The organism is Prosthecomicrobium pneumaticum (assembly GCF_014199915.1).
In the GTDB taxonomy this organism is placed as follows: Bacteria; Pseudomonadota; Alphaproteobacteria; order Rhizobiales; family Kaistiaceae; genus Prosthecomicrobium; species Prosthecomicrobium pneumaticum.
The window spans coordinates 357752-382709 of sequence record NZ_JACHOO010000004.1; the positions used below are offsets into that span (position 1 = coordinate 357752).

Consider the following 24958-nt stretch of genomic DNA (forward strand, 5'->3'; position numbering starts at 1 on the left):
AGGGGCGGCCGATCACCGTTGTTCGCTTCCCTTCCGTGGCTTCGCCTTCTCGGAGCTCCGCGAAGGCGCCGACTCGGGCCGGCGCGCGCGGCCGATCGGGCGCGGCGAGCCTATCGGCCCGCTCCGCTTTTGCAACCCGCAGGGGTGACGCGGAGGAGAGCGGATCCGGGAGGCGCGGCCGGTCCTACTCCGGCGGGTTCTTCGCTCCGACTTCAGGTGATGATTGCAGGAGGCCCGGCCGGCGGCTAGCCTGCCGCGACGTGTGCGGGGGCGTTGATGGACGGCGGGCGGATTCTGGAGATCGTGCAGGGCATCGGGCTCTGGGTGCGGTCGAACGTGTTGTGGGGTGCGGGTCTTCTGCGGGGCGAATCGGCCCCGGGTCTGGTCAGCCTCGCTCTTCTCGTCGTGCTCGCCCTCTCGCTGCTCGTCTTCGTCGGAGGCATTCGCTCGCGCGTCCGGGCGCTCGTCTGGCTCGACCGGGCGGTCCGTCGCCACGGCGACGAGCACGCTTTCAGCGCGGGGCTCGACCGGCTGACGGCCGAGATCGAGCGGGACGGTCGCCGCGGCAATCGCGAGAAAGTCGCCGGCGTGTGGCGGGAGTTCTCCGAGACGCTGATCGTCGAGGACGGTGGCGGCCGGCCGATCTATCGCAATTCGGTCCGGCCCGCGGCCTTCTTCAATCTCGAGGACATGGGCTTCGGCGTGGGCTTCTGGCGGCACGTGCCGAGCCTCTTCGTCTCGGTGGGCCTGTTCCTGACCTTTCTCGGCCTCGTTTCCGCCCTCGACAGCATGGTGACCGAAAGCGGCGGGAGCATCGGGGCGCAGCAGATGAACGATCTGCTCTCGGTCGCGTCCGCCAAGTTCATCATGTCGCTCACCGGACTGTTCTGCTCGATCGTCTTCACGATCGCGCTGCGCCGCGAACTGGGCGTCGCGGAGGACAGGGCCCACCGGCTCTGCGACGGGCTCGAGAAGCGGCTCTCCTTCCTGAGCCTCGAAGGGCTCGCCGCCCGTCAGCTGAAGGCGGTGATCGAGCAGAGGGACATGCTGAAATCCTTCGCGACCGAACTCGTCGCGGAGCTCGGGCGTCCGCTCAAGGAGATGCCGGCGGCGATCTCGGGCAGCATCGAACAGACCATGCGGCCCCTGCTCGACCAGGTGGGCCGGGCCGGCACCGACGGTGTCGGCGCGCTCGTGCAGGATATCAGCAGCCGGATGACCGAGGATGTCGGCCGCGCGCTCGGCGAAGCGAGCCGGTCGATCCAGGAGGCCGGCGACCGCATCGCGCGGCTGTCGGAGCGCATGGATCAGAGTTCGTCGAAAGTGGGCGACGAGCTGAACATCGCCCTGACGCGCGTCTCGGACGCGGTGGCGGGCATCCGCGACACGCTCGGCGCGGCGGCGCGGGAGACCGGCGGCACGTTCAGCGCCGGGGCGGAGAGGCTCCTCGCCGTCATGAACCAGACGCTCGAGGGTATTCGCGACAACACGTCCGCCGGCGCCGCCGCAATGAGCGCCGCCGCGGCCGATCTGCGCCAGGCGGGCGAGCGCGTCCGCGCCGAACTCGAGGCCGCGGGGCGGGCCGGAGCGGCGGCGGCCGACCGGGAGATCGGCCGCGTGGCGGCGGAGGCCTCGGCGAAAGCGGCGTCCGCCATCCTCGCGCCGCTCGACCAGATCGCCGACAAGATGGCCGGCGTCGCCGGTCAGGTCGCCGCGGCGGGCAACGACATGCGCCTGTTCGCGGACGGGGTGAAGTCCGGCGCCGACGCATCCGCACAGGCTTCGGCGAGCTTCCGCACCGCGAGCCAGGATCTCACCGCGGCCGCGGCGCCGATCCGCGCCTCGGTGGCGAGCGTCGAATCCTCCCTCGCCGCGCTTTCGGAGGCGACGCGCGCCGCGGCGAGCACGGTGAGCCGGTCGGCCGAGGCGACGGCCCGGGCCGCGGCCGAGACGCTCGCGACCGCGCAGGCGGTACTCGGCAGCGAGCAGAAGGCGATCGAGAACGCGCTCGGCGGGATCGACGTCGCGCTCCGCCGGTTGCGCGAGCAGGGCGAGCGGATCGACGATATCGACGACAAGCTCGGCCGGGCCTTCGCGATCTATACGCAGCAGGTGGCCGGCGCCGTCGACGGCATGCGGCAGCACGTCCAGCATCTGCAGCAGACGCTCCAGCCGAGCCTCGACACGCTGAAATCGGTGGTCGAGTCGGCGGAAGAGTTCATTCCCAAGTCGCGGGTCCGCTGATGCGCGCCGCCTTCCGCCGCCGCAGCCGGGAGGACGAGGAGGAATCGGTCTTCGTCTCGATGACCGACATGACCGTCAGCTTCCTGTTCATCCTGATGATCATGCTCGCCTTCTTCGCCAGTCAGTTCAATCCGGAGGACAGTGTCACCCGATCCGAATACGACCAGGTCGTCGACGAACGGGATCATCTGCGAGCCGATCTGGCGCTGCTGCGCAGCCGTGTGGCCGAGCTCGAAGCCGAGGTGAAGCGCCTGCTCGCCGAGCTTTCGCGCAAGGATCCGGTCGAGGAATATCTCAAGCTCACCGCACGGGTCCGGCAGAAGATCCTGCAGCACCTGCGCGACCGGCTGCGGGTCGATTTCCCCGATCTGATGATCGAGATCAGCCAGGAACAGGATGCGCTGCGCTTCCAGGGAGACGGCCTGTTCGCGAGCGGCGAATCGGTGCTGCGCGAGGACAAGCGCCGGATCGTCGAGACGGTCGCCGCCCGGCTCGAGGAGATCCTCCCCTGTTACACGTTCGGGCCGCGGTCGAACTGGGCGGCGGGCTGCGGCGAGGGGGCGGCGATCATCGAGGCGGTGCAGATCGAGGGGCACACCGACGCCACCGGAGACGACCGGAGCAATCTCGACCTCTCGACCCGGCGCGCCAACGAGACCTTCTGGGCGATGCTCGGGCGGGAGCCGACGCTCGTCGGCCATCTCAATTTCCGCGAGCAGCCGGTGCTTTCGGTGGCGGGCTATGGCGAGATGCGGCCGATCGCCGACAATGCGACGCCCGCCGGCCGCGCCACCAACCGCCGCATCGATCTGCGCATCATCATGTATACGCCGACGGTCTCGGGCGAGATCGACGAGATCCGCGGCCGCCTCGGCGCGCTGCCGGCCGACGGAGCGGGGCGATGAGCCTCGACGAGGTTCTCCGGCAGCGCCAGCCCTATCAGCCGCGGGCTCTGGCCTCGCTCGCGCCGCTCGCCGCCGCGACCGAGCGGATCCTCGCCCGCTGGCCCGATGCCGTGAAGGAGCCGCCCGAGACCGACCGTGAGCGCGTCGTCGCGGAGATGAAGCGTCGGCTCGAGACGGGCGACTGGCGTGGTCTGCGGACCGCCTTCGTCACCATGGCGGCCGTCGCGGTGTTCGATCCCACGCGCCGGACGCGCGACGATCTCGCCGCGCTGCGGCAGTTCTATTATGACGAGATCCGCGTCAACGAGAGCAGCGCCTTCCGGTCGGGCATGGTCGGCGTCTATCTCGGCTCGTACCAGCCCGGCGCGCCGCACACCGTGCAGCTCGGCCGGAGCCTCGGCAAGGCGGCCGGAGGTCTCGGCGGACGCTGGGCCGGTCTGCTTCAGGCCGTGCCGCGCCTCCTCGACGGCATGTCGGCGCATCAGCAGGTGGCGCAGCTGATGCTCTCGATGCCGACGCCTTTCGACGATCTGAAGACGATCGGGCTGCGCAAGCCGCACGATGCCGGCCTGATGAGTGCCGCACATCTCGCCTTCGTCAAGGCGATGGCCCCCGCGCTTCGATCGCCGCCCGCGATCGACAAGCTGATCGCCTGGCTGAAGCCGGACGGCGTGCAGCAGCCGAAATCGGAAGGCGCCGCCGAGGCGGTGGCGGCGCTCCTGGCGCCCTGGACGCACGACCCGCCCGAGGAGATCGGCGCCGATCTCACCCGGCGCCTCACCGGTCTCTATGGCGATCCGCGCACGCGCGGCGGGGAAGCACCCTGGAACACCGTGCCGGAGGAACTCGTCGAGCGCATCGTGCGCTGGCTGACGGGCGAGAACATCCGCTTCTTCATGGATATCCTCTCGGATGTCGAGGCCAGCCACATGTGGGAGCCGCGGCGCCGGTTCTGGCTGCAGCTCCACGAGGAGCGCCGCATCGACAGCGCCTGGGTGGCGCTGAGCGAGGAGGGCGCGCGCCTCGCCCGCAAGCGCGCCAATGGCCGGCCGGGGCTCGCCTTCGGCCGGCAGACCGCGGGCGGCAACCGGTCGAAGACCAGCCTTCTCGTTCTCAAGATCGAGGGGAAGATCGTTGTCGAGGGCTCGCACGACTACCGGGTGCATGTCTTCCGCGAGGGCGCACCCGGCGCGCCGAGGCTCTATCAGCCCCGCTACGACTGCGAGGCGATCCGGCACATTCCGGGGGCCGATGCGCGGAAACACACCGGCGATTGGCAGGGCTGGGTGCGGGAGCGGATCTGAGCATGGAACTGCGCTACGACGTCGATGCCGAGGGCATCACGCTGCTTCCGGTCCGCAAGGCCGGCCTCGCCCGCCTGTTCGCGCGCCGTTCTGCGGGCGATCTGCGCCACCTGCCGGCCTCGGAGCGCGATCTGATCTGCGCGATCGCCGATCTGCGGGCGCTGAGCGGCGACGATCCGCGCCAGCTCGAGATCGCCGACGACCGGATCCGGCTGTCGCACCGGCTGGCGGCGCAGCTCGATGCGGCCGGTGCGCGGGCGCTCGGCCTGCCGAAGCCGGTCGACCTGACGCTGAGCACCGATGTCGAGGGCGTGGTCGGCGCATCGGGCTTCAGGCTCGTCTATCGCTGGACGAAAGCCGGGCAGACGCAATGGCCGACGCGGGTCGGCGCCATTCTCGAAACGGCGCAGGGCGACCGCCTCGTGCCGCACTGGATGCTCGATGCGATCGAGATCGCCGACGCCGCCCGCACGGGCGGGGCGGACGCCTCGGACTGGGAGGCGCTCGCCCGCTTCCGCCAGGCGCTCGAGCCGGGTCTGACGATGAGCCGCAACGACGATGCGGCGCGGATCTCGATGACCGACTTCCTGTCCGGCCTCGAAGTGCGGCTCGCCGACGCCTTCTCGATCTCGCCGACGGCGCAGGGCGACGATTTCGACGTCGTTCCCTTCTCGCGCGAGCGCCTGCGCGGAGCGGGCGCAGCGCACGAAGGCGAGGTGGACGAGGCGCAGGGCGAGCTCGAGGGCGAGACGCTCGTCGCCTTCCAGCGCCGGCTGCGGGACCGCGGCGCCCTGCCGGCCTATCGCGTCCGGCCCGGCAGCTATCTGATCATCGACCGCAGTGCGATGCCGGCGCTGAAGGTGATGGCGGAGCGGCAGCGCGCGCCGAGCGCCGAGCGCCGCGCCTTCATGGCCGACCCGCGTCCGCGCCTCACCGAGGCGATCATGGCGGATCGCGAGGCGAGGGGCCTCTTCGAGGGGCTCGATCCGCAGGACGTCGAAGAGGCGGCGGAGGCCTTCGCCGGCCCCGTCTTCGTCGAGACGGCGCAGTATTCCGAGCGCGTGCTGGGCGTCGCGCCCTTCGAGCGGGAACAGGCGCCGCCCGATGGCGGGGGCGGAACGACCTGGCTGCCGGAGGATTTCAGCCGGCGCCTGAGCGGCCATCTCGACGCGCAGACGCCGGAAGCCCTCGAGGCACTGAGGCGGGAGGTCGAGGCGGCGATCGAGGCCGGCCGGCCCTCGGTGCTGCGCGACGGCCTCGAGATTCCCGCCGGCGCCGAGACGCTCGCGACGATCGGCGCGCGCCTCGCGAGCGAGGTCTCGTCCGATCCGGACGAGGAGCCCGGGCGGGACCGGACGGAGCCGATTGTGCTCGCGAGCAAGAGCAATCTGCGCGAACTCGAATGGTTCGCCGCGCTCGCGCCCCGGCGGGTGCGCAGCCGCGACCTTCCGGCCCTCGTGAAGACGCCGCTGAAGCCGCATCAGCAGGCGAGCTTCGCCTGGCAGATCGCCGCCTTCGAGGCGGGGCTCCCCGGCGTGCTCAATGCCGACGAGCAGGGTCTCGGCAAGACGCTGCAGACGATCGCCTTCCTCTCCTGGCTGCAGGCGGAGATGGTCGAGCCCGCGCTGCGCCGGCCGCTGCTGATCGTCGCGCCGACCTCGCTCCTTCTCAACTGGGAGCAGGAGGTCGCCCGGCATCTGCGCGAGCCGGGGCTCGGCCACGTCATCCGGCTCTATGGCGCCGGGACCGGCACCCGCAAACGGGCCGGAGCCCGAGGCCGCGACATCGACGGCGGCGCGGCGACGCTCGATCTCGCCTTTCTTCAGGAGGCGATCGCCGAGGGTCGGGCGCATCGCTTCTGGGTGCTGACCACCTACACCACGCTCACCAACTATCAGCACTCGCTCGCGCCGATTCCCTTCGCGGCGGCCGTCTTCGACGAGATCCAGGCGCTCAAGAACAACCGCAGCATGCGCGCCGCGGCGGCGCGGACGGTCAAGGCCGACTTCACGATCGGCCTGACGGGAACGCCGATCGAGAACAGCGTGCTCGACCTCTGGTCGATCATGGACCGTGTGGCGCCCGGGCGGCTCGACACCGAGGCCGACTTCCGGGCGCGCTATCGCAGCCCCGATGCCGCGGCGATGGCCGATCTCCACGCCCGCGTCTTCGATCCGCGCGAGGGCGTCCCGCCGATCGGCATCCGCCGGCTGAAATCGGACGTCGCGACCGATCTGCCCGCCAAGCGGCGGCGGCTCTATCCGCGCGCCATGCCGGGTCCGCAGCAGCTCGCCTACGAGGATGCCCGGCTCAAGCTGGCGCGGGGCGGAGCGGGCGCCGCGCTGACCATGCTGCACCACATCCGGACCGTGTCGGTCCACCCCGATCTCGACGGCGACCGGCGGGCCGGGGATTTCATCGCTGCATCCGCCCGGCTGACCGCCTGCTTCGATCTGCTGCGCCGGATCAGGGCGAAGGGCGAGCGGGCGCTCGTCTTCGTCGAGCATCGCCGCATGCAATATCGCTTCATCGAGCTCGCCAAGGCCGAACTCGGCCTCGCCGCGATCGACCTCATCAATGGCGACACGCCGATCAGGAAGCGGCAGGAGATCGTCGACCGCTTCCAGAAGCACGGCAGCGGGCCGGGCTTCGATCTTCTCGTGCTCGGCCCAAAGGCGGCGGGAACGGGTCTGACGCTCACCGCGGCGACCCATGTCGTCCACCTCTCGCGCTGGTGGAACCCCGCCGTCGAGGAACAGTGCAACGATCGTGTCCACCGGATCGGCCAGACGCGGCCGGTGACGATCCACCTGCCGATGGCGATCCATACGGGCTATCGCGAGGGCTCCTTCGACTGTCTCCTGCACAGCCTGATGCAGAGGAAGCGCAAGCTCGCGGAGGCCGCGCTCTGGCCGATGGGGGACACCGCGGAGGACGCCGCGCATCTCGAGGCGATGCTGCGCGCCGGGGCGGACCATCAGGGGGAGGGCGAGGATCCGGTCCGCCGGGCGATGCACGCCATGTTCGCGCGCGACGGCCTCGCGCCGCCCGAATGGCAGGAGGACGGATCGATCCTCGCGGAGTGACCGTTCTCCCCGCCCGACCCGGGCCGCGGGCGGGGCCGCCCTCAGGCGGCCGCCATGGTGAATTCCGCCTCGACCGTTTCCTCGTCCGCTTCGACGCCCTCGTCCCGCTCCTCGCCGCGATGGACGCGCTGGCCGGTCGCCCCCTCGATCATGGCGAGGAGCTTCGCCTGACGGTCCGCCATGAACGCCTCGAACCGATCGGCGCGCAGCAATTCGGGCTCGATCAGATGAGAGCGGAGGAAGGTATCGAGATTTTCTCTCGAAATCGGCGGAGCGTCGCTGTTGCCGCGCTCCAGCCGTTCCAGATAGCGGGACGGCGCCTCGCCGCCGATCAGCCGGTTCGTCCGATAGGAAAGCGGCGTCTTATTGATGATCGAGTCGTAGATCTCAGGCTTGATGCCGCGTTCCTCACACCATCGCCGCGGGAAGATGTGATGGATATCGACGTTCTCGCCGAAGAACATGGTGTGATTGAAGGACTGACCCGAGCGAAAATCCTGGGCCCCCCTTGCGCATCAGCAGGGCGTTGACGCCCTTGTAGGCCTGCGGTGGCCGCACGGGCTTCATGATCGGCTCGTCGTCGAACGGCGCCCGACCTGCCGATCGCCGGCGAGGCCGGCCGGAGGGCCGCGCCGAGCCGCGAGCCGTCGGCGTGCCCGCTCACCGCGCGCAGGGTCGCGCAGGTCCGCCCCTGTGACGCCGATGTACCCCGTCGCCGCTTTGGTCGCGCGTCGGACGGCCTTGATCAACAGGGGGTGGAGCGGATACAAGCAAGGCTGCGGACGGCGCTTTCGGGCGGCCGTGGGCGAGACGGATGGGCCGCAGGGCTTTCTGCCGTCGTGCGCGGGTGTAGTTCAGTGGTAGAACGACAGCTTCCCAAGCTGTATGTCGCGGGTTCGATTCCCGCTACCCGCTCCAAAAACCTCCTCGTTTTTCAATGATTTCTCGGTGAGGCGCGGAGACTGCGCCGTGAACAGATCGGGTCCGGAATTCTCGGGTTCGGGAATGTTGGCGCAGAAGGTCCCGGAAAAGTCCCGAACTGGTTTCGGGCTGTTCTGCCGGGCAGGTGGCTGTGTCGCCTCGGTCCGGCTCGCCTGGGCCGTAGTCTGCGGGAGGATGCCGGCTCCTCGCCGAGATTGCGCGCCGCGCCCCGGCCGCCAGAGATGGACCGCGACGCCCGCCGCGGCCGGGTCGGCCCGGGGGCGCGCCACTGGCGCCGCCGCACTGAAGCAGCGCTTCACGGCCTATGGCGACCGTATCCCGGTCTCGGCCTCGGCCTGCGGGGACGAGAAGCGCGGCTTCATCGGCGAGCGGCACGACCGCGACACCGGCCTGATCGACCTCAACGCCCGCTGGTATGATCCGGTGCTCGGCCGCTTCGTCACGCCGGACGACTGGGACCCGGTCGACGCCAGATCCGCCCTCGAAGGCAACCCCGCCGGCTGGCTCGCCAACGCGGTGGGCACCAACCGCTACGCCTATGCCGGCAACGACCCCGTCAACAAGAGCGACCCGAACGGGCATTTCTTCGCTCAGGCGCTGGGTGCGGTATTCGGCGCCATCATGGGAGGCGGTTTCGAGGCCGGGCGGCAGGTCTATCAGAGCGGTACGATCACGAGTTGGAAGAGCGTTGGCGCTGCCGCGGCGGGCGGCACTGTCGCCGGAGCCCTTGCCACCGTGCCGGGTGGTGCGAGCCTCGCCGGCAGCGTCGGCGGCTCGATGCTCGGGGGCACCACGACCCGGTATCTACTTGGCGAAGAGACGGACACCGAGAACCTTGTCTTCGACGCGACGCTGGGCACCGTCGTTCACGTCGCTGGGGCGGGCTTAGCAAGGTCTGCCGCCGTCGCGGAGGGAACCGCGCTTTCGCCCGCAACTAATGTCGTCGATGGCATCCGCCTTAGAAACCAATTGACGTCGCAGGAGATCGCCGGCGGACATGCTTTCGAGAAGCACGTTCTGGGCGTAGGCAACCCTTCGCGGGCCGAGTTTGGCGACTTAGGAATTCGCACGCGAACTCAGTTTGCAGAGCACATTGAGAAGGTGATCAATAACCCAACTGAGTCCGGCCTGTTGGCGCGGGGGAGAGCGTATTTCTACGATCGAACGACCAACACGATAGTCATCACGAATCCGCGAGCGGCGGATGGCGGTGCAGCCTTCCGACCCAAAAACCCGGACACCTACATCAAGACGTTAAGGTGATGCACATGGACTCGCTAGCTGAAACCCTCTCATCCGCTGAGATCGAAACCGTCAGACGCGCACTTAAAGCGACTGTCGAGGGTAGCTTTTTTCCCGATTGGGAGTTTGAGACGCTGATCGGCGTAGATCGTGGAACGGTGCAGCAGGTCCATGAGGATTGGCCTATTCAGACTGTTGATCAGGCTGAATTTAGCTGCGCGGTAATCGGTTCTATGAACAGCCTGATCGGATATCCCCACGGGAAGGACGATGAGCTTGCGATCTATGTCCCAGAGGGGCGGTCTGCCATTCAGGAAGCAATGCAGCGTTTGACTTCTTTGGGGGTGTGAGCGACAGCAAGATGAAGGTAATGGGTTGCCCCATAGGGCTAAGCCGTTGTCCGCACATCATTATTTAGGGACGCAGCTGGCGCCATGGGGGAGCCTCCTGATGCCATGTTGGTGCCAAGCGGTTGAATCGCTTCCCCGATCATCGGCACCGTCGCGAGACTCTGGGATCGCCGGAGGGGGGCGGGAATCTACAGCGAGCCAAAAGCGCCCCCTCGCATGGGTGGTAGGGGGTTGAGTTGGCGGGGGAAAAAGCGCAGTCGCTGAAGCTACGCTGCCGTCGCCCGAGCCAAATTATCCAATGATGCCAATCGATGAGGTGACGGCGCTGCCGCTCCCGTCGGTCCGATCGGCCCGGCGGAGCGGTCGGCGCGGGTAACCCGCATCGGCGTCCGATCGCGGATCAGGTCCGGGGCAAGTCCCTCGGTCGGCGTGGCGGCCTTTGCCTATGACGGCAACGGCAATCTCGTCTCCGGTTCGGGCCGCACGCTCGCCTATGACGGCGACAACCGTCCGGTCTCGGTGACGACGGCCGCGGGCACCACCGTCTCTACCTAGGGCGGCTCGGGCCGCCGCCTCGACCTTCACCCCGGCGTCGGGCGGTTCCGGGCCGGCGGTGCCGGAGACGACCTATTATGTGAGCGGCGTTGAGATCGACGGCGCCTCGGGCGTCGCGCGCCTTTCTGCCGAGGTGCGCGGCACTTCCTCTCGCATCGCGCGCGCCCGGCCGGCGGCGCAGCCGGTCCATCTCACCGGCGCGGCGCGCGGGCCGCGCGCCTTGCTGCCGCCGTCTTCTTGCCTGACCCAAGGGCACTCGTCTAAAATAACGAGGGATCCGCCTCCGGTGGTCTCGAAGGAGAGCGATCTTGACGATGAGACGTCTTGTGGGACGGATCCGCAGCGACCGGGATCTGCGTCTCTTCGTCTTGCGCGGGACATTGGTGGCGGTCACCGCCGCGCTGTGCCTCGACATTGCGAACCAGTTGCTCTTCTTCGAGGGCTGGCCGGCCGCGCTGCGCTCCTGGCTGTTCACCGTGCTGTTCGCGATCATCGTCGCGATGCCGCTGTTCAACCTCGTCGGCCGGGCGCATCGCGAGGCCGAGACGGCGCGCGCCGAGGCCGAGGCGATCGGCCGCACCGATCCCCTGACCGGCCTGCCCAACCGGCGGGCGATGATGGAACTCTCCGAAACGCATCTGGGCACGATGGTGCTCGCCATCGTCGACATCGACCGCTTCAAGGCCGTCAACGACACCTATGGCCACCTCGCCGGCGACGAGGTGATCCGCCGGGTCGGCCGGATGATGGCGGCCGAACTCGGTCGCTACGGTCCGCTCTGCCGGATCGGCGGCGAGGAATTCGCGCTGCTGTCACGCGACGCGCCGGACGAGGTGGTCGAGGCGCTGCGGCTGTTCCGCGAACGGATCGCCGCCGTGCCCCTGCTCGTCGGCGAGGCGGCCGTGCAGGTGACGCTGTCGGCCGGCGTCGCGGTGCGGCGGCCGGGGGCGAGCTTCATGGAGGTGTTCGCCGAAGCCGACCGCGCGCTCTACGACGCCAAGCGCGACGGGCGGAACCGGATCGCCTTCGCGCCCGGCGCGGCGCTCCGCGCCTGACGCTCCGGCGGCCGTCAGCCGCCTTCGGCCGCCTTCTCGAAGGCTTCCGCCGCCGCGGCGGTGAGCGGGTCGGCGAACAGCGCTTCGGCGACCTTCGGCCCGAAGGTGAAGGTGTCGACGCCGGCGCGGGCGAGGCGGACGAGATCGTCCGCGGCGCGCAGGCTCGCGACGAGGATGCGGGTCGCCCCGCCCGCCGCCCGCATCAGCTCCGCCATGGCGACGATCTCGGCGAAGCCGTCGCGGCCGGCATCGTTCATCCGGCCGAGATAGGGCGCGACATAGCGCGCCCCGAGCGCGGCGGCCGACAGGCCCTGATGGGCGGCGTAGACCGCCGTCATGGTGACGCCGACGCCCTCGGCGATCAGCCGCGCCGCGGCTTCCGCGCCCTCGCGGGTGATCGGGACCTTGACGACGACGCGGTCGTCGATGGCGGCGAGCGCCCGGCCGTTGGTGTAGAGCGCCTTCGCCGTGCGGCCCCAGCTCTGCGCCTGCAGTTCCTGCGCGCCGAGGCCGAAGGCGGCGGAGGCGAGGAGCTCGATCTCGCCGACCGAGCAGGGCTTCCTCGCGGCGGCGAGCAGCGTCGGATTGGTGGTCACGCCATGGAACAGCCCGCTCGGCAGCCAGGCCCGCCACGCCGCTTCCTCCGCCGTATCGAGAAACAGCCGCAACCCGGTTCCGCCCATCGCACCCTCCTCCGCTCTCCCGTCGAATAGCGCAGCCGGCGCGCCGCCGCATCCGGTTTCCGTCGCGCGATTCTTGTGACCCCCATCACTGCGGCGGCGGCCGGCGGATGATTGATAGGAGCCAAGCGAGCGGCTCGGCGTTGAGGCCGCGAAACGGCGGCAGCCGGTGAGATCAGGGGGCGCTCCGCGAGGGCGCGAGAACGATGAGGACCGAACCGACCATCCTTTCCACCCGGACCCTTCTCGGGACCCGGACGCGTGCCGGCCTCGCCGGCGCGGCGGCGTTCGTCGCCCTCGGGCTGACGCTCTGGGCCGGCAGCGCGACGGGCGGCACGGCCGAGGCGGGCAGCACGGCCGCCGCGCCGCGCGGCGACCGGCTGGCGAGCGCGGTGCGGACGAGCTGCGAGATGCAGAGCTGGCCTTACATCGCGCCGGACTGCCTGGTGCTCGACGGCGGCGCGCCGCGCCGCGTCTCGCGCACCATCACCATCGAGCGGCTGATCGACGAGAACACCTCCGCGCTGGTGCGCGTGCCGCTCGAGCAGATCGAGACGCGGATCGGCGAGAGCGAGGCGGTGCTCTCCCCGCAGGGCTGAGGCCGCGGCCGCGCTCAGGACGGATAGACGACGCGCGGCGTGAGCGCCTTCGCCCCGTGCGGCGTCTTCTCCCAGCGGTGGGGGGAAGCGAGGAACTGCCAGAACGCCCGATAGACCGCCGCCGACATCATCAGCCAGTAGACCGGCACGAGGGCGAGCGTCGCGAGCGCCGGGCGGCGCCGGCGCGCGGCGAGCGCGACGAGGCCGAGCCGCACATAGGCCGCATAGCCGAGCGCCAGATTGCCGAGATTGAAGGCGAGAAGGCCGCGGCCGAGCAGCCCGCCATCGCCGGCGAGCAGCGCGGGGGCGACCACCGCCACTGCAACCGTGCCGAGCCAGAGCGGATGGATCGCGGCCGAGACGATCATGCCGGCGACGGTGAGGGTGAAGCCGAAACTGCCGACCGGGCCGAGTTCGGCGAACAGGCGGAGCGGCCGGCGGGTATGGACGAAGAAGGTCTGCACCCAGCCCTTGAACCAGCGCGTGCGCTGCTTCAGCCAGACGGCGGCGGTCGGCGGCGTCTCCTCGATCGTCGGCGGCGCGATCGTCTCGCTGCGATAGCCGAGCCGCGCCAGCCGGATGCCGAGATCGGCGTCCTCGGTCATGTTGAACGGATCCCAGCCGCCGATCTCGTCGAGCACGCCGGTGCGGAAATGGTTCGACGTGCCGCCGAGCGGGAGGGGCATGCCGAGCCTGGCGAGAGCCGGCAGCAGTCCGTCGAAGAGAGTGGCGTATTCGAGCGCGAAGAGCTGCTCGACCCAGCCGCCGCGGCGGGGCACGGCCACGAGCGGCGCCTGGACGCAGCCGAGCCTGCGGCCGCCCGCCGCGAAGGCCTTGGCGGCGGCGCGCAGCTGCGCCGGATCGGGCCGGTCCTCGGCATCATAGACCGCGACGAAGGCGCCGCGGCAGAGCGGCAGCGCGAAGCTGAGCGCCTTCGGCTTGGTGCGCGGGCCGACCGGCGGCACGACGAGGATTTCGTAGTGTGCCGCGCCGGCGGCGCCTTCGAGCGCGCGGCGCGTCGCGACGTCGTGCGCCTCGACGAGGAATTTCACGTCGAGCTTGTCGTGCGGCCAGTCGAGCCGGTCGAGCGCCGCGACGAGCGCGGGCACCATCGCCGCCTCGTCGAGGAGCGGGACGAGAATAGAATAGGCGGGGAGGGTCTCGTCCGGCGCGCGCGGCGAAGGCGGGGCGCGGCGGCGGGCGAGGAGCAGTTCCGCGGCGCCGAGGCGCAGCAGCGCGACCGCGAGAAAGAGCAGGCCGGCGAGGAGATTGAGCGCGGCGAGCGTCGCCATCGGGGCGACGAGGCCGGCGCCGAGAAGGAGAAGGACGGTCGCGACGAGCGGCGCGGTCTGCCGGGGCGTGACGCGCAGCCGCGCCGACAGGTCGGGCGTGGTGGCGGCGAGCCGGCCGGTTGCGTCTTCCGCAAGCCGCGACGCGGCGACGGCGAGGAGCATCCCGCGGATCGCCCGCGGCGTCGTCACGCGCAGGCGTGCCGTGAAACCCGGCGGGCCGCCGTGCTGCCGGCGGAAAGCGGCGGTCTCCTCTTCGGTCGGTGCGATGAAGAGGAGGCGGCCCTCCGGCCGGTCGACGAAGGCGAGCCGGCCGGTGCGGATGGCGGCGGCGATCTGCGCCGGATCGTCGAGCGCGGCATTGCGCGATGCGGCGAGGCCGGCGGCCGCGGCTTCGCCGACGAAGGCGAGACCGGCCGAGGTGGCACGGGCGCGATAGAGCGCCTCCTCGCCGCGATCCGCCCCCGTCCCGTCCGTCGTCCCGTGGTCCGCCATGCCCGCCCCCGCGGCAGAGCCGCCGATGCAGAGGCCGGCGCTTTCGGCTATGCTCGCCCGCGCCGCCGTCCCCGGCGGGATGACGTTAGGGAAGATCGGCGGCAATGACCAGTACGAAGCGGCGCTGGCGCGCGGCGCGCCTCCTCGGCCCCGTGGCGCTCGTGCTGGCGACACTCGTCCCGGCGGCGGCGCTGCCGGCCGCGGCCGGACAGGCCTCGCCGCCCGCGCCGATCATTCCGAACTTCTGGGATCCGGCGCGCCGCATCGAGCGGCCGCCGGCCGGCTCCATTCCCGGCATCCGCTTCGCCACCGTCGACGACTTTCCGCCCTTCAGCTTCATCGGTCCCGATGGGCAGCCGACCGGCTTCAACGTCGATCTCGCCCGCGCGATCTGCGTCGAGCTGATGATCGCCTGCACGATCCAGGTGCGGCCCTATGACGGGCTCGCCGATGCGGTCGCCGCGAAGCGGGTCGACGCCGCGCTCGCCGGCATCGCGATCACGCCCGAGAGCCGCAGAATGCTCGCCTTCTCGGATGTCTATCTCCGCTCGCCGGCGCGGTTCGTGGCGCGCCGCGGCGCCGAGCCGGCGGCGGTGTCGCCCGCGGCGCTCGCCGGGCGGACCGTGGCGGTGAGGGCCGGCACGGCGCACGAGGCCTATCTCGCCGCGCTGTTCCCGACGGTGAAGCGCCTCGCCCTGGCCGACGATGCGGCGGTGCGGACGGCGCTGCGCGAGCAGAAGGCGGACCTGCTCTTCGGCGACGGGGTGCAGCTCTCGTTCTGGCTGCAGTCGGAGGCGGCGGGCGCCTGTTGCGGCTTCGTCGGCGGTCCCTATCTCGAACAGCGCTTCTTCGGCGAGGGTTTCGCGATCGCCCTGCCGAAGGATGCGACGGCGCTGCGCACCGGCATCGACGCGGCCCTCGACGCGCTCTACGACCGCGGCACCTTCGCCGAGCTCTATCTGCGCTATTTCCCGGTCGGCTTCTTCTGAGCGCCGGCTCCGCGGCGGTTCTCATGCCGCAGGGGGGCGCCGTCCGGGCGCCCTTCGTGCCCCGGTCCGGCGGACCCGAAGGGCGTCAGCCGATCCGCGCTGCGGCGGCCCTGCCCGAGCGGCGCAGGTGGAGGATCTGGGCCGAACCCATGCAACACGGGACGGCTCGGCAGGGTGGATCCCTCCGCGGATGGCGGCTGATCGGGACGGCGGCGGTGCGCCGCCCGCCCGGCGTCACGATCATGGACCCCGGCACGGAGGCCGGGGTGACGGGTGCTCTGGGTGGCGATGGTGCGCTCCGGCTCGATCGTCCGGCGGGCTCGCTCCCCGCACGGCCCGGCCGGTTTCCTCCAGCACCCCCGGCGCAGGCTTTGGATCCGCCCTCTCCACCCGTCATGCCGGCCTCCGTGCCGGCATCCATAATCGGGACGTGAGGTGTGCTGGGAGGACGCTTTCCGTCCTCGCTTTCGAGAGGGCGCGGCCCCATGCAACACGGGACGGCTCGGCAGGATGGATCCCTCCGCGGATGACGGCTGCATGGGACGGGATCGTTGCGCCGCCCGCCCGGCGTCACGATCATGGACCCCGGCACGGAGGCCGGGGTGACGGGTGCTCTGGGTGGCGATCGTCCGCTCCGGTTCGATCGTCCGGCGGGCTCGTTCCCGCACGCCCCCGCCCCGACCCGGGGAACAGGGATGGAGGAAGCCGCTCTTCGGCGCGCGATGTGGGTCTTGCCTTCCCCATGCATCCGTGGATTGCTCGGGGCGATCGTCGGAGTATCGCCCATGTCGTTCGAGCACTGGCTCGCCTTCGCCCTCGCCGCCGCCGTCATGCTCGCCATTCCCGGGCCGACGGTGCTGCTCGTCGTGTCCTATGCGCTCGGCCATGGCCGCCGGCTCGCCGGGGCGACGGTGGCGGGCGTCGCGCTCGGCGATTTCACCGCGATGACCGCCTCGATGCTCGGCCTCGGCGCGCTCCTCGCCGCCTCGGCGGCGCTGTTCACCGTGCTGAAATGGGTCGGCGCGGCCTATCTCGTCTATCTCGGCATCAAGCTCTTCCGCGCCCCCGTCGGCGAGGCGGCGGTGGCGGCCGCCGGCGTGGCGCGGCCGCTGCGCGCTTTCCTGCACGCCTATGCGGTGACCGCGCTCAATCCGAAGAGCATCGTCTTCTTCGTCGCCTTCCTGCCGCAGTTCCTCGTCCAGAACGAGCCGCTCCTGCCGCAGATGGTGGTGTTCGAGACCACCTTCCTCGTGCTCGCCACGGCGAATGCCGCGGCCTATGCGCTGATGGCGGCGGCGGCACGCACGACGATCCGCCGGCCGGGCGTGCAGCGGGCGGTCAACCGGGTCGGCGGCTCGCTCCTCGTCGGCGCCGGGCTGATGGCGGCGGCCTGGCGGCGCTCGGCCGCGTGAGTCTCCCGCGGCGCTCCGCCGCCGCAGGTGCGGCGCTTCGCGCCCGAAGTCTCGCCGCAGGGTGCGGCGCCGCCCGTCGGCCGGCGCTACTGGCTCGCCCAGACGATGCGGGCGATCCATTCGAGATCGACGAGGGCGACCAGCCGGCTCGGATGGGCGGGGTTGAGCGAGGCGAGCTCCACGGTCTTGGTCGTCCGCCGGGCGAGCACCTTCGCCATCACCTCGCCGTCGCGCGTGCGCACGACGACGCGGTCGCCCGGCCGGGTCTGCGCCGTCGGCGCGACGAGGATGATGTCGCCCTCGCGATAGACGGGCATCATCGAATCGCCCGACACCTGGAGGGCATAGACACCGTCGCCGACCTGGCCGGGGAAGGGCACCTCGTCCCAGCCCTGACCGACCGGGAAGCCGCCATCGTCGAAGAAGCCGCCGGCGCCGGCCTGCGCGAAGCCGAGCAGCGGAACCGGCGCGAACTGCCAGGCGGGATCGGTGCGCGGACCGCCGACGAGGCCGAGAAAGGCGCCGACGCCCTCGCCGGTCGCTTCGAGCACCTTGGCGATGCTCTCGGTCGAGGGCCAGCGCGGCCGGCCGTCGCCGGCGAAGCGCTTCGAACGGTTGAAGGTGGTCGGATCGAGCCCGGCACGCTTCGCAAGGCCGGAGGCGGACATCTCGTGCCGCGCCGCCAGCCGGTCGATCGCCGCCCAGATCTGCTCGTGCGAGAGCATCGCGCCTCCGCGGGACTGCCCGCCGGACAGGAATATATCCCTCTTCTTCACCTCTAGCCCGGGCGAGCGGGCTTGTCCAGAGGCGGGCAGTGGGCTTTCCGCTTCGCGTGGCGGCGGGACGAGGCGAACGGAAGCGGACGAGAGCGCCGGTCAATGTCACCCTCTCCCGCGCCGCGGGAGAGGGGGCGCGCCGAGCGGAAGTCGGTCGCGAGAATTGCTCTTGACAATCATATTGCAAAAAATCTAATGGTAGAAAAGCGAAAACAGGAGACGATCATGGCAACGCTCTATACGGCGAAGGTGAAGGCGGTCGGCGGACGGCACGGGGCGATCCGCAGCGAGGACGGGCTGCTCGATGTGCGGCTCGCCCTGCCGAAGGGCCTCGGCGGCAAGGAGGACGCGACCAATCCGGAGCAGCTCTTCGCCGGCGGCTATGCGGCGTGTTTCGAGAATGCGGTGCTGCATGTCGCGCGGCGCAAGGGTTCGCCGCTCGCCGACGAGGCGGTCGAGGTGGTCGCCACCGTCGGCATCGGCCCGAACGCCACGGGCGGCTTCGAGCTCTCCGCCGCGCTCGACGTGGTGATCGCCGGGATCGGGCTCGCCGCTGCCGAGGACATCGTCGCCGAGGCGCACGCCGTCTGCCCCTATTCGAACGCGGTGCGCGGCAATATCGACGTCGCCATCACCGTCGCGGTGCGATGAGCGGCGCGGCCGACCGGCCGGATGCAGGGCCGCAGCGGGACGACCTGCTGCGGCTCGACATGCAGGTCTGCTTCCCGCTCTATGCCGCCTCGAACCTCTTGACCCGGCGCTACCGGCCGGTGCTAGAGCCGCTCGGCCTCACCTATCCGCAATATCTCGTGATGCTGGTGCTGTGGGAGGACACGCCGAAGACGGTCGGCGAGCTCGGCGACCTGCTCCATCTCGACAGCGGCACGCTGACGCCGCTCCTCAAACGGATGGAGGCGGCCGGGCTCGTCTCGCGCCGGCGCGACCCCGCCGACGAGCGGCGCGTGCTGATCGACCTCACGCCGGCGGGGCGCGCGCTGCAGGAGCGGGCGCGCGACGTGCCGCTGACGCTCTTCGCCGGGACGGGCGTGACCGAGGCCGAACTCGGGACGCTGCGCGACGCCGTGCAGAAGGTGGTGGACCTCCTCGCCGGGACGCGGCCCGAGGCGTGACGCCCGTTGCACCGCACACGGCGCGCCGATAGGGTCCGCGCCATGGGCATCGTCTACAAGATCGCGCCGCGCGCGCTGTGGGCCGAGGCGGTGGAACGGGGCGTCTTCACCGGCGCGCCGGTCGACCACGCCGACGGCTATATCCATTTCTCGACCGCCGGCCAGGCGGTCGAGACGGCGGCGAAGCATTTCGCCGGGCAGGGCGATCTGGTGCTCGTCGCGGTCGACGATGCGGCGCTCGGGCCGGCGCTCCGCTGGGAGGTGTCGCGCGGCGGCGCGCTGTTCCCGCATCTCTACGCGCCGCTCGAGCTTGCCGCCGTGCTGTGGGTCGCCGAGCTGCCGCTCGGGGCCGACGGCCGGCACGTCTTTCCGGAGGCGCTTTCGTGAGCGTCTTCAGCCGTCTCGTCCGGCCGGCCCTGTTCCGCGTCGACGCCGAGGTGGCGCACGGCCTCGCCCTCAAGACGCTCGGCGCCGGCCTGCACGGCCGCGTCGCGCCCGACCGCGATTCCCGCCTGCGGCGCGATCTCTTCGGCCTCTCCTTTGCCAATCCGCTCGGCCTCGCCGCCGGCCTCGACAAGAATGGCGAGGTGCCGGACGCGCTGCTTTCGCTCGGCTTCGGCTTCGTCGAGATCGGCACGGTGACGCCGCGGCCGCAGGCCGGTAATCCGAAGCCGCGTCTGTTCCGTCTCGTCGCGGATCGCGGCGTGATCAACCGGCTCGGCTTCAACAATGACGGCCATGCCGCGCTCGCCGCCCATCTCGCCGCGCGGGGAAGGCGGCCGGGCCTGATCGGCATCAATATCGGCGCCAACAAGGACAGCGCCGACCGCACCGCCGACTATGTCGCCGGCATCCGCGCCTTCGCCGCCCATGCGGGCTATTTCACCGTCAACGTCTCCTCGCCCAACACGCCGGGCCTGCGCGACCTGCAGGCGAAGGACGCGCTCGACGAATTGCTGGTGCGCGTGCTCGCCGCGCGCGACGAGGAGGAGGAGCGCGTCGCCCGGCGCCTGCCGATCCTGCTCAAGATCGCGCCCGACCTGCCCGAGGCGGGGCTCGCCGACATCGCCGAGGTGGCGCGCGCCCGCGCCGTCGACGGGCTGATCGTGACGAACACGACGATCGGCCGGCCGCCGCTCGCCGATCCGGCGGCGAAGGAGGCGGGCGGGCTGTCCGGCCGGCCGCTGTTCCGGCTGTCGACCATCCGGCTCGCCCAGATGCGGCGTCTCGTCGGCCCCGACATGCCGCTCGTCGGCGTCGGCGGGGTGGAGAGCGCCGAGACCGCCTTCGCGAAGATCGCGGCAGGGGCCGATCTCGTCCAGTTCTACACCGCGCTCGTCTATGAGGGCCCCGGCCTCGTCGGCGACATCCTCTCCGGCCTCTCGCGCATCCTCGACCGGCGCGGCATCGCCTCGATCGCCGACGCGGTCGGCAGCGAGACGGAGCGCTGGGCGAACGAGGCGCCCTGAGCGCCGTCCGGCGGAGGCTTCTCTCAGGCGAAGGTTTCTCTCAGGCGAAGGTTTCCGCCGCCCGCACCCGGCAGCGCCAGGCGAGCGAGACGCCGCGCGCCGAGAGGAAGACGAGGAGGGCGAGCCACAGGCCGTGCGTGCCGAGGAGCGGCTCGGCGACCGCCCACACGGCGAGGAAAAGGACGAGCGAGACGAGCATCATGTTGCGCATGTCGCGCGACCAGGTGGCGCCGATGAAGACGCCGTCCATCTGGAAGGCGAGCACGCCGGCGACCGGGGTCAGCGCCGCCCAGACGAGATAGGTGCGCGCGGTCTCCCGCACAGCCGGGCTCGTCGTCATGAAATCGATCAGCGCCGGCCCGGCGAGGAGGAAGACGAGCGTCGCCGGCACGGCGAGGAGGAAGCCCCACAGCACGGTGAGCCGCACCGAGCGGTCGAAGGCCGGGCGGTAGTGCGCGCCGACGGCGCGGCCGGCATATTGCTCGGCGGCGGCGGCGAAGCCGTCGAGGAAATAGCCGCCGATCAGGAAGAAGTTCATCAGGATCGCATTCGCCCCGAGCACCACATCGCCCATCGCGGCGCCGCGCGCCGAGAAGAACGAGAAGGCGAAGAGGAGCACGAAGGAGCGGATCATGATGTCGCGGTTGACCGCGACCATCCGCCAGAGCGCGTGCCGGTCGAAGATGGCGGCCCGGCGGGGCAGCCGCTCGCGCGAGAGGACCCGGGCCGCGATCGCGAGGCCGATCACCGCCGTCGCCGCCTCGCCGAGCGTCGTGCCCCAGGCGGCGCCGACGACGCCATGGCCGAGGCCGAGCACGAACCACACCGTGAAGAGGATGTTGAGGCCGTTGAGCACGGTCTGCAAGAGGAGCGCGACGCCGGAGCGGCCGAGCCCGACCAGCCAGCCGAGCAGCACGTAATTGACGAGCGCGAAGGGGGTCGAGAGGATCCGCACCGTGAAATAATCGGCGAGCGCGGCCTGAACTTCGGGGCTGCCGCCGAGCCCGGCACGGGCGGCGGCGAGGATCGGCACCTGGAGCAGGATCGCGGCGAGGCCGGCGACCGCCGCGAGCACGAGGGCCCGCAGCACGATCGCTGCGATCTCGCGCCGGTCGCCGGCGCCGAGCGCCTGCGCGGTGAAGCCGGTGGTGCCGGCGCGCAGGAAGTTGAAGGTCGCGAAGATGAAGTCGAAGACGATCGCGCCGAGCGCGACGCCGCCGAGCAGCGCCGGATCGCCGAGCCGGCCGATCACCGTCATGTCGGCGAAGCCGAGCAGCGGCGTCGACAGATAGGCGAGCGTCATCGGCACGGCGACGGCGAGGATGCCGCGATGGGTGACGGCGAAGGGGCGGCTCTCGCGACGGGTCTGCAAAGGGAACGGTCTCCGGGGCGCCGAGCGGTAGCCGCTTCGCGCCGCGCCGGGAAGGGCGGCCTCGGATCTTCGCCGGTCGCGTTGGCGATGACAGAGGCGCCGGCCGTCCTATATGCTCAGAGCGGGCGCCCCGCGGTAGCCTCTCAGTTTGAAAATCTTGTCAATAGCGTAGCCACGATACCCATTGCGGGCTGTGCTTGCCGCTAAGCATATGGCAGCCTACGCTCGAATCATGTCCAAAGACCTTAACCCTGAGAAAGCGCTCATTTTCCGGATTGTCCACAGGGACAATATCGAGCCAATGCTGGTTGACGGTTGCCACTGCCGCGCAACCATGAAGGGCGTAAAATATACCGAGATTGGGAATCCTGAGCTGATCCAGAAGCGCACGGACAAGGCGGTTCCAATCGATCCGGGTGGTACTTTGAGCGACTACGTTCCCTTCTATTTCACGCCCTACAGTCCTATGCTGTATAATATTAAGACCGGTTACAACGGGATCAAGCAGCGCCCGATGCGAGATATCGCGATCCTCGTATCTTCGCTTCATCGCCTAGCCAAGCTGAAGGTTCCGTTTGTGTTTACCGACCGGCATGCCTATCTGAAGTTGGCGCAATTCTCGGACGATTTGGCCGACTTGAATTGGATTATCTGGCCGACCCTGCAAGCGCGCGATTTCACGAAAGATGATATTGACAAGTTCGAGAAATATCAGGCTGAAGCGCTTGTATATAGGCACGTCCCGATCGCTGCCCTGCTTGGCATCGTTTGCTATGACGAAGGCGCTATGGCCGAGATCGAAGCTGCCGCCGCCAAAGCCGGCGCGAAGGTGAAGGTCAAGGCAGAAAGGAGATGGTTCCTCTGATGGTCAAATTTGTCCATGGTAACCTCCTCGAAGCTGACACTGAAGCTCTGGTCAACACCGTCAACACCGTCGGGGTCATGGGGAAGGGCATCGCGTTGATGTTCAAAGAGGCGTTCCCCGAAAACTTCAAGCTCTATGAAGCTGCTTGCGATGACAAACGCGTGCGGCTTGGCGAGATGTTTGTTACGAAGCGGAACGACCTCTATGGCCCAAAATGGATAATCAACTTTCCTACGAAGTCTCACTGGCGATATCCGTCTAAGATTGAATGGATAGCGAAGGGTCTGGACGATCTCAAAGCCGTCGTGGAGTGTAACAACATCAGGTCCATCGCTATTCCACCGTTAGGTGCTGGTAACGGGGGCTTGGATTGGCCTGATGTTCGCAAACTTATCGTTTCTAAGCTTGATTCTCTTAAAGACGTGGAAGTCGTGATTTATGAGCCAACTCGGCAATATCAGAATGTTGCCAAGCGTACAGGCGTCGATAAATTGACTCCAGCGCGAGCGTTGATAGCCGAGCTTGTCAGGAGGTATTGTGTTCTCGGAATCCAATGCTCTTTGCTCGAAGTTCAGAAGCTTGGCTATTTCGTGGAGAGATTCGCTAATCGAGATGGGCTTGGCGCGCTTCATTTTGAATTCGGACCTAATAAATACGGCCCCTATTCGGACAGGATGAAGCATATGCTGAATGCCCTAGACGGAAGCTATTTGCATTGCGACAAACGACTTGGTGATGCCGGGCCTTTTGAACCCATTCGTTTCGATGATGGGAGAAAGGAGCTCGTTTCAGCTTACTTCTCCACCACTGATGCAAAGCCATATCGCGCAGCTTTGGAAGCCACGAGCAAACTTATCGACGGCTTTGAGTCCCCCCTAGGAATGGAGTTGCTTGCGACTGTCGATTGGCTGGTGTGTCACGAAAAAATCGTCCCTCAAGTTAGCGAGATCAGGGCAGCTCTGCGGAAGTGGCCCGGTGGCGAAGACGCTGCTGAGCGTAAGTTGCGACTGTTTGATGATCGTATCATCAAGGTGGCGCTAGATGCCCTCAAGGAAAGCTCTTTAGTGCAGCAGGCGAGCTAATGCCCACGGGACCCAAAGGCCAGAAGCGACCAGCCGACCTGATCGGCAGCGCCGTCCGCGTTATGCGCATTGCCACAGGCGAGGAAGCCGATCAGGTGCAGGTCGACGGCAAGAGTGCTGCCGCCAAAGAGCTTGGCTCAAAAGGCGGAAAGAAGCGAGCCGAGAACATGACGCCGGAGCGTCGTGCTGAGATCGCGAGGAGGGCGGCGGAAAAGCGCTGGCGAAAGTAAGTGCCGGGCGTGCGGATGCGCGGCGTGCCGCTCGTCGGGGTGATCGGCGGGGGCTACTCGGACGATCTCGACGCGCTCGCCGACCGTCACGCGATTCTCCACCGCAGCGCGGCGGCGCTCGCCGGCGCCTGAGCGGCGTCAGCCGGCGAGAAGGCGGGCGGCGGCGACGGGGTGGACCGTCTCCGCGCCGCACACCCAGGCATGGAAGGCGCGGCCGCGGAAGAGCGTCGAGAAGGCGGGGTCGAGCACGTTGAGGCCGCCCGCATAGGCGCCGAAGGCGGGCAGGACGAGACGGTGCGGGTCGGCGGCGAAACAGCGGCGCCGGAGCGAGCGGCCGCGCGCCGCAACCCGCGCCGCGGGATGGAGGTGACCGGCGATCTCGCCCGGCAGGGCGCCGGCCCGCGGCTCGTGCCGGACATGGAGCGGCCCGATCGCCAGTTCCGAGGTCGCCCAGCCGCCGACGCCTTCGGGCGGCTCGGGATCGTGATTGCCGGCGATCCAGATCCATTCCGCGGCCGCGGTGAGGCCGACGAGCGTCTCGCGGTCGGCGGCGGCGAGCCGTTCCGCGCCGCGCCGGTCGTGAAAACTGTCGCCGAGCGCGATGATGCGGGCGGGCTCGAGCCGCACGGCGAGGGCGGCGAGCCGGGCGAGCGTCGCCCCGGTGTCGTAGGGCGGCAGGAGCATGCCGCGGCGGGCGAAGGACGAGCCCTTCTCGAGATGCAGATCGGCGACGATCAGCGTGCGCTCCGCCGCCCACCACAGCGCGCCCTCGGCGAGCAGGGAAAGCGCCACGCCGGCGAGCCGGAAGGGCGCCGGCGTGGCACAGAAGAGGGGGCGGGTCGGCGGCGTCATCGGGTTCGGCGGGTCGGGTCTCGTCTGTCGGGTCG

General features: G+C 69.7%; 25 protein-coding genes and 1 tRNA gene. 20 read left to right on the plus strand and 6 right to left on the minus strand.

Annotated features, from left to right (window positions below; genetic code table 11):
• The first annotated feature begins 276 nt into the window (after window positions 1-276).
• From GGQ63_RS12000 to GGQ63_RS12015, 4 genes are read left to right on the plus strand one after another with little or no spacing between them, the layout of a single operon-like run.
• Window positions 277-2244, plus strand: a complete 1968-nt coding sequence (locus GGQ63_RS12000) for a hypothetical protein (protein ID WP_210308478.1) — start codon at window positions 277-279, stop codon at window positions 2242-2244.
• Window positions 2244-3149 (plus strand): OmpA/MotB family protein, encoded by a 906-nt coding sequence (locus tag GGQ63_RS12005; RefSeq protein WP_183856086.1) that lies wholly within the window; start codon window positions 2244-2246, stop codon window positions 3147-3149. Before GGQ63_RS12000 ends, GGQ63_RS12005 begins: the two co-directional genes overlap by 1 nt.
• Window positions 3146-4453, plus strand: a complete 1308-nt coding sequence (locus GGQ63_RS12010) for an EH signature domain-containing protein (RefSeq protein WP_183856088.1) — start codon at window positions 3146-3148, stop codon at window positions 4451-4453. The genes GGQ63_RS12005 and GGQ63_RS12010 overlap by 4 nt, the downstream gene beginning before the upstream one ends.
• Window positions 4454-4455: 2 nt before the next feature.
• On the plus strand, window positions 4456-7539 hold the full coding sequence (locus GGQ63_RS12015; RefSeq protein WP_183856090.1) for a DEAD/DEAH box helicase: 3084 nt from the start codon (window positions 4456-4458) through the stop codon (window positions 7537-7539).
• 41 nt (window positions 7540-7580) lie between these two features.
• Here GGQ63_RS12015 and GGQ63_RS12020 read toward each other — a convergent pair whose 3' ends face one another.
• Entirely contained in the window at window positions 7581-8003 is a 423-nt protein-coding gene (locus tag GGQ63_RS12020) for a hypothetical protein (protein WP_183856091.1), read from the minus strand.
• Between the two features lie 379 nt (window positions 8004-8382).
• On the opposite strand from GGQ63_RS12020, the gene GGQ63_RS12025 reads away from it, so the two are divergent.
• The 5 genes from GGQ63_RS12025 to GGQ63_RS12045 all read left to right on the plus strand — a co-directional run bounded on the left by GGQ63_RS12025 (window position 8383) and on the right by GGQ63_RS12045 (window position 11683).
• Window positions 8383-8457 (plus strand) — tRNA-Gly (locus GGQ63_RS12025).
• An 87-nt stretch (window positions 8458-8544) separates the two neighbouring features.
• Window positions 8545-9744: an RHS repeat-associated core domain-containing protein gene (locus GGQ63_RS12030; protein WP_183856093.1), complete on the plus strand. Its 1200-nt coding sequence runs from the start codon at window positions 8545-8547 to the stop codon at window positions 9742-9744.
• Window positions 9745-9749: 5 nt separating this feature from the next.
• On the plus strand, window positions 9750-10073 hold the full coding sequence (locus GGQ63_RS12035) for a hypothetical protein (protein ID WP_183856095.1): 324 nt from the start codon (window positions 9750-9752) through the stop codon (window positions 10071-10073).
• Between the two features lie 429 nt (window positions 10074-10502).
• Window positions 10503-10628, plus strand: a complete 126-nt coding sequence (locus GGQ63_RS22225) for an RHS repeat protein (RefSeq protein ID WP_183856097.1) — start codon at window positions 10503-10505, stop codon at window positions 10626-10628.
• A 314-nt stretch (window positions 10629-10942) separates the two neighbouring features.
• Window positions 10943-11683 carry a GGDEF domain-containing protein gene (locus GGQ63_RS12045; protein ID WP_246429759.1) on the plus strand — a complete coding sequence of 247 codons (741 nt, stop codon included), beginning with the start codon at window positions 10943-10945 and terminating at the stop codon, window positions 11681-11683.
• 14 nt (window positions 11684-11697) lie between these two features.
• On the opposite strand, the gene GGQ63_RS12050 is transcribed toward GGQ63_RS12045, so the two are convergent.
• The gene (locus GGQ63_RS12050; protein WP_183856101.1) at window positions 11698-12366 is read right to left on the minus strand and encodes a transaldolase family protein; all 669 of its coding nucleotides are present in this window, start codon (window positions 12364-12366) and stop codon (window positions 11698-11700) included.
• A 203-nt stretch (window positions 12367-12569) separates the two neighbouring features.
• Between GGQ63_RS12050 and GGQ63_RS12055 the strand changes: the two genes are divergently transcribed.
• A complete protein-coding gene (locus GGQ63_RS12055; RefSeq protein ID WP_183856103.1) occupies window positions 12570-12962 on the plus strand; it encodes a hypothetical protein in 393 nt (130 codons plus the stop codon).
• Between the two features lie 14 nt (window positions 12963-12976).
• On the opposite strand, the gene GGQ63_RS12060 is transcribed toward GGQ63_RS12055, so the two are convergent.
• Window positions 12977-14746, minus strand: coding sequence for a glycosyltransferase family 2 protein (locus tag GGQ63_RS12060; protein WP_183856105.1), 1770 nt, complete (start codon window positions 14744-14746; stop codon window positions 12977-12979).
• A gap of 104 nt (window positions 14747-14850) precedes the next feature.
• Between GGQ63_RS12060 and GGQ63_RS12065 the strand changes: the two genes are divergently transcribed.
• The gene (locus GGQ63_RS12065) at window positions 14851-15735 is read left to right on the plus strand and encodes a transporter substrate-binding domain-containing protein (RefSeq protein WP_210308479.1); all 885 of its coding nucleotides are present in this window, start codon (window positions 14851-14853) and stop codon (window positions 15733-15735) included.
• A gap of 785 nt (window positions 15736-16520) precedes the next feature.
• Window positions 16521-17147 (plus strand): LysE family translocator, encoded by a 627-nt coding sequence (locus GGQ63_RS12070; RefSeq protein ID WP_183856107.1) that lies wholly within the window; start codon window positions 16521-16523, stop codon window positions 17145-17147.
• 86 nt (window positions 17148-17233) lie between these two features.
• Here GGQ63_RS12070 and GGQ63_RS12075 read toward each other — a convergent pair whose 3' ends face one another.
• The gene (locus GGQ63_RS12075; protein ID WP_183856109.1) at window positions 17234-17872 is read right to left on the minus strand and encodes a S24 family peptidase; all 639 of its coding nucleotides are present in this window, start codon (window positions 17870-17872) and stop codon (window positions 17234-17236) included.
• 276 nt (window positions 17873-18148) lie between these two features.
• On the opposite strand from GGQ63_RS12075, the gene GGQ63_RS12080 reads away from it, so the two are divergent.
• Genes GGQ63_RS12080 through GGQ63_RS12095 form a run of 4 tightly spaced genes read left to right on the plus strand, consistent with a single transcriptional unit; the run spans window position 18149 to window position 20522 of the window.
• On the plus strand, window positions 18149-18574 hold the full coding sequence (locus GGQ63_RS12080; protein WP_183856111.1) for an organic hydroperoxide resistance protein: 426 nt from the start codon (window positions 18149-18151) through the stop codon (window positions 18572-18574).
• Window positions 18571-19053 carry a MarR family winged helix-turn-helix transcriptional regulator gene (locus GGQ63_RS12085; RefSeq protein ID WP_183856113.1) on the plus strand — a complete coding sequence of 161 codons (483 nt, stop codon included), beginning with the start codon at window positions 18571-18573 and terminating at the stop codon, window positions 19051-19053. Before GGQ63_RS12080 ends, GGQ63_RS12085 begins: the two co-directional genes overlap by 4 nt.
• 42 nt (window positions 19054-19095) lie before the next feature.
• Window positions 19096-19440: a DUF952 domain-containing protein gene (locus GGQ63_RS12090; RefSeq protein WP_183856115.1), complete on the plus strand. Its 345-nt coding sequence runs from the start codon at window positions 19096-19098 to the stop codon at window positions 19438-19440.
• Window positions 19437-20522, plus strand: coding sequence for a quinone-dependent dihydroorotate dehydrogenase (locus tag GGQ63_RS12095; RefSeq protein WP_183856117.1), 1086 nt, complete (start codon window positions 19437-19439; stop codon window positions 20520-20522). Before GGQ63_RS12090 ends, GGQ63_RS12095 begins: the two co-directional genes overlap by 4 nt.
• A gap of 40 nt (window positions 20523-20562) precedes the next feature.
• Here the strand turns inward: GGQ63_RS12095 and GGQ63_RS12100 are convergent, their stop codons facing one another.
• Window positions 20563-21894, minus strand: coding sequence for an MATE family efflux transporter (locus GGQ63_RS12100; RefSeq protein WP_246429740.1), 1332 nt, complete (start codon window positions 21892-21894; stop codon window positions 20563-20565).
• Window positions 21895-22126: 232 nt separating this feature from the next.
• On the opposite strand from GGQ63_RS12100, the gene darT reads away from it, so the two are divergent.
• The 4 genes from darT to GGQ63_RS12120 are packed head-to-tail and all read left to right on the plus strand — an operon-like array spanning window position 22127 to window position 24203.
• Window positions 22127-22759: a type II toxin-antitoxin system toxin DNA ADP-ribosyl transferase DarT gene (gene darT, locus GGQ63_RS12105; RefSeq protein ID WP_183856119.1), complete on the plus strand. Its 633-nt coding sequence runs from the start codon at window positions 22127-22129 to the stop codon at window positions 22757-22759.
• Window positions 22759-23841: a type II toxin-antitoxin system antitoxin DNA ADP-ribosyl glycohydrolase DarG gene (gene darG / locus GGQ63_RS12110; protein WP_183856122.1), complete on the plus strand. Its 1083-nt coding sequence runs from the start codon at window positions 22759-22761 to the stop codon at window positions 23839-23841. Before darT ends, darG begins: the two co-directional genes overlap by 1 nt.
• Window positions 23841-24071, plus strand: a complete 231-nt coding sequence (locus tag GGQ63_RS12115; protein ID WP_183856124.1) for an RNA-binding protein — start codon at window positions 23841-23843, stop codon at window positions 24069-24071. Before darG ends, GGQ63_RS12115 begins: the two co-directional genes overlap by 1 nt.
• Entirely contained in the window at window positions 24072-24203 is a 132-nt protein-coding gene (locus GGQ63_RS12120; protein WP_343061136.1) for a hypothetical protein, read from the plus strand.
• A gap of 6 nt (window positions 24204-24209) precedes the next feature.
• Here the strand turns inward: GGQ63_RS12120 and pdeM are convergent, their stop codons facing one another.
• On the minus strand, window positions 24210-24923 hold the full coding sequence (pdeM, locus tag GGQ63_RS12125) for a ligase-associated DNA damage response endonuclease PdeM (RefSeq protein ID WP_183856126.1): 714 nt from the start codon (window positions 24921-24923) through the stop codon (window positions 24210-24212).
• Between the last annotated feature and the right edge of the window lie 35 nt (window positions 24924-24958).

Coding starts and splice junctions, on each gene's coding strand:
- GGQ63_RS12005 (WP_183856086.1), top strand. CDS start 2,244: ATGCGCGCCGCCTTCCGCCGCCGCAGCCGGGAGGACGAGGAGGAATCG.
- GGQ63_RS12085 (WP_183856113.1), top strand. CDS start 18,571: ATGAGCGGCGCGGCCGACCGGCCGGATGCAGGGCCGCAGCGGGACGAC.
- GGQ63_RS12035 (WP_183856095.1), top strand. CDS start 9,750: ATGGACTCGCTAGCTGAAACCCTCTCATCCGCTGAGATCGAAACCGTC.
- GGQ63_RS12020 (WP_183856091.1), bottom strand. CDS start 8,003: ATGTTCTTCGGCGAGAACGTCGATATCCATCACATCTTCCCGCGGCGA.
- darT (WP_183856119.1), top strand. CDS start 22,127: ATGTCCAAAGACCTTAACCCTGAGAAAGCGCTCATTTTCCGGATTGTC.
- GGQ63_RS12055 (WP_183856103.1), top strand. CDS start 12,570: ATGAGGACCGAACCGACCATCCTTTCCACCCGGACCCTTCTCGGGACC.
- GGQ63_RS12050 (WP_183856101.1), bottom strand. CDS start 12,366: ATGGGCGGAACCGGGTTGCGGCTGTTTCTCGATACGGCGGAGGAAGCG.
- darG (WP_183856122.1), top strand. CDS start 22,759: ATGGTCAAATTTGTCCATGGTAACCTCCTCGAAGCTGACACTGAAGCT.
- GGQ63_RS12065 (WP_210308479.1), top strand. CDS start 14,851: ATGACCAGTACGAAGCGGCGCTGGCGCGCGGCGCGCCTCCTCGGCCCC.
- pdeM (WP_183856126.1), bottom strand. CDS start 24,923: ATGACGCCGCCGACCCGCCCCCTCTTCTGTGCCACGCCGGCGCCCTTC.
- GGQ63_RS12075 (WP_183856109.1), bottom strand. CDS start 17,872: ATGCTCTCGCACGAGCAGATCTGGGCGGCGATCGACCGGCTGGCGGCG.
- GGQ63_RS12115 (WP_183856124.1), top strand. CDS start 23,841: ATGCCCACGGGACCCAAAGGCCAGAAGCGACCAGCCGACCTGATCGGC.
- GGQ63_RS12045 (WP_246429759.1), top strand. CDS start 10,943: ATGAGACGTCTTGTGGGACGGATCCGCAGCGACCGGGATCTGCGTCTC.
- GGQ63_RS12015 (WP_183856090.1), top strand. CDS start 4,456: ATGGAACTGCGCTACGACGTCGATGCCGAGGGCATCACGCTGCTTCCG.
- GGQ63_RS12060 (WP_183856105.1), bottom strand. CDS start 14,746: ATGGCGGACCACGGGACGACGGACGGGACGGGGGCGGATCGCGGCGAG.
- GGQ63_RS12070 (WP_183856107.1), top strand. CDS start 16,521: ATGTCGTTCGAGCACTGGCTCGCCTTCGCCCTCGCCGCCGCCGTCATG.
- GGQ63_RS12090 (WP_183856115.1), top strand. CDS start 19,096: ATGGGCATCGTCTACAAGATCGCGCCGCGCGCGCTGTGGGCCGAGGCG.
- GGQ63_RS12030 (WP_183856093.1), top strand. CDS start 8,545: ATGTTGGCGCAGAAGGTCCCGGAAAAGTCCCGAACTGGTTTCGGGCTG.
- GGQ63_RS12000 (WP_210308478.1), top strand. CDS start 277: ATGGACGGCGGGCGGATTCTGGAGATCGTGCAGGGCATCGGGCTCTGG.
- GGQ63_RS12010 (WP_183856088.1), top strand. CDS start 3,146: ATGAGCCTCGACGAGGTTCTCCGGCAGCGCCAGCCCTATCAGCCGCGG.
- GGQ63_RS12080 (WP_183856111.1), top strand. CDS start 18,149: ATGGCAACGCTCTATACGGCGAAGGTGAAGGCGGTCGGCGGACGGCAC.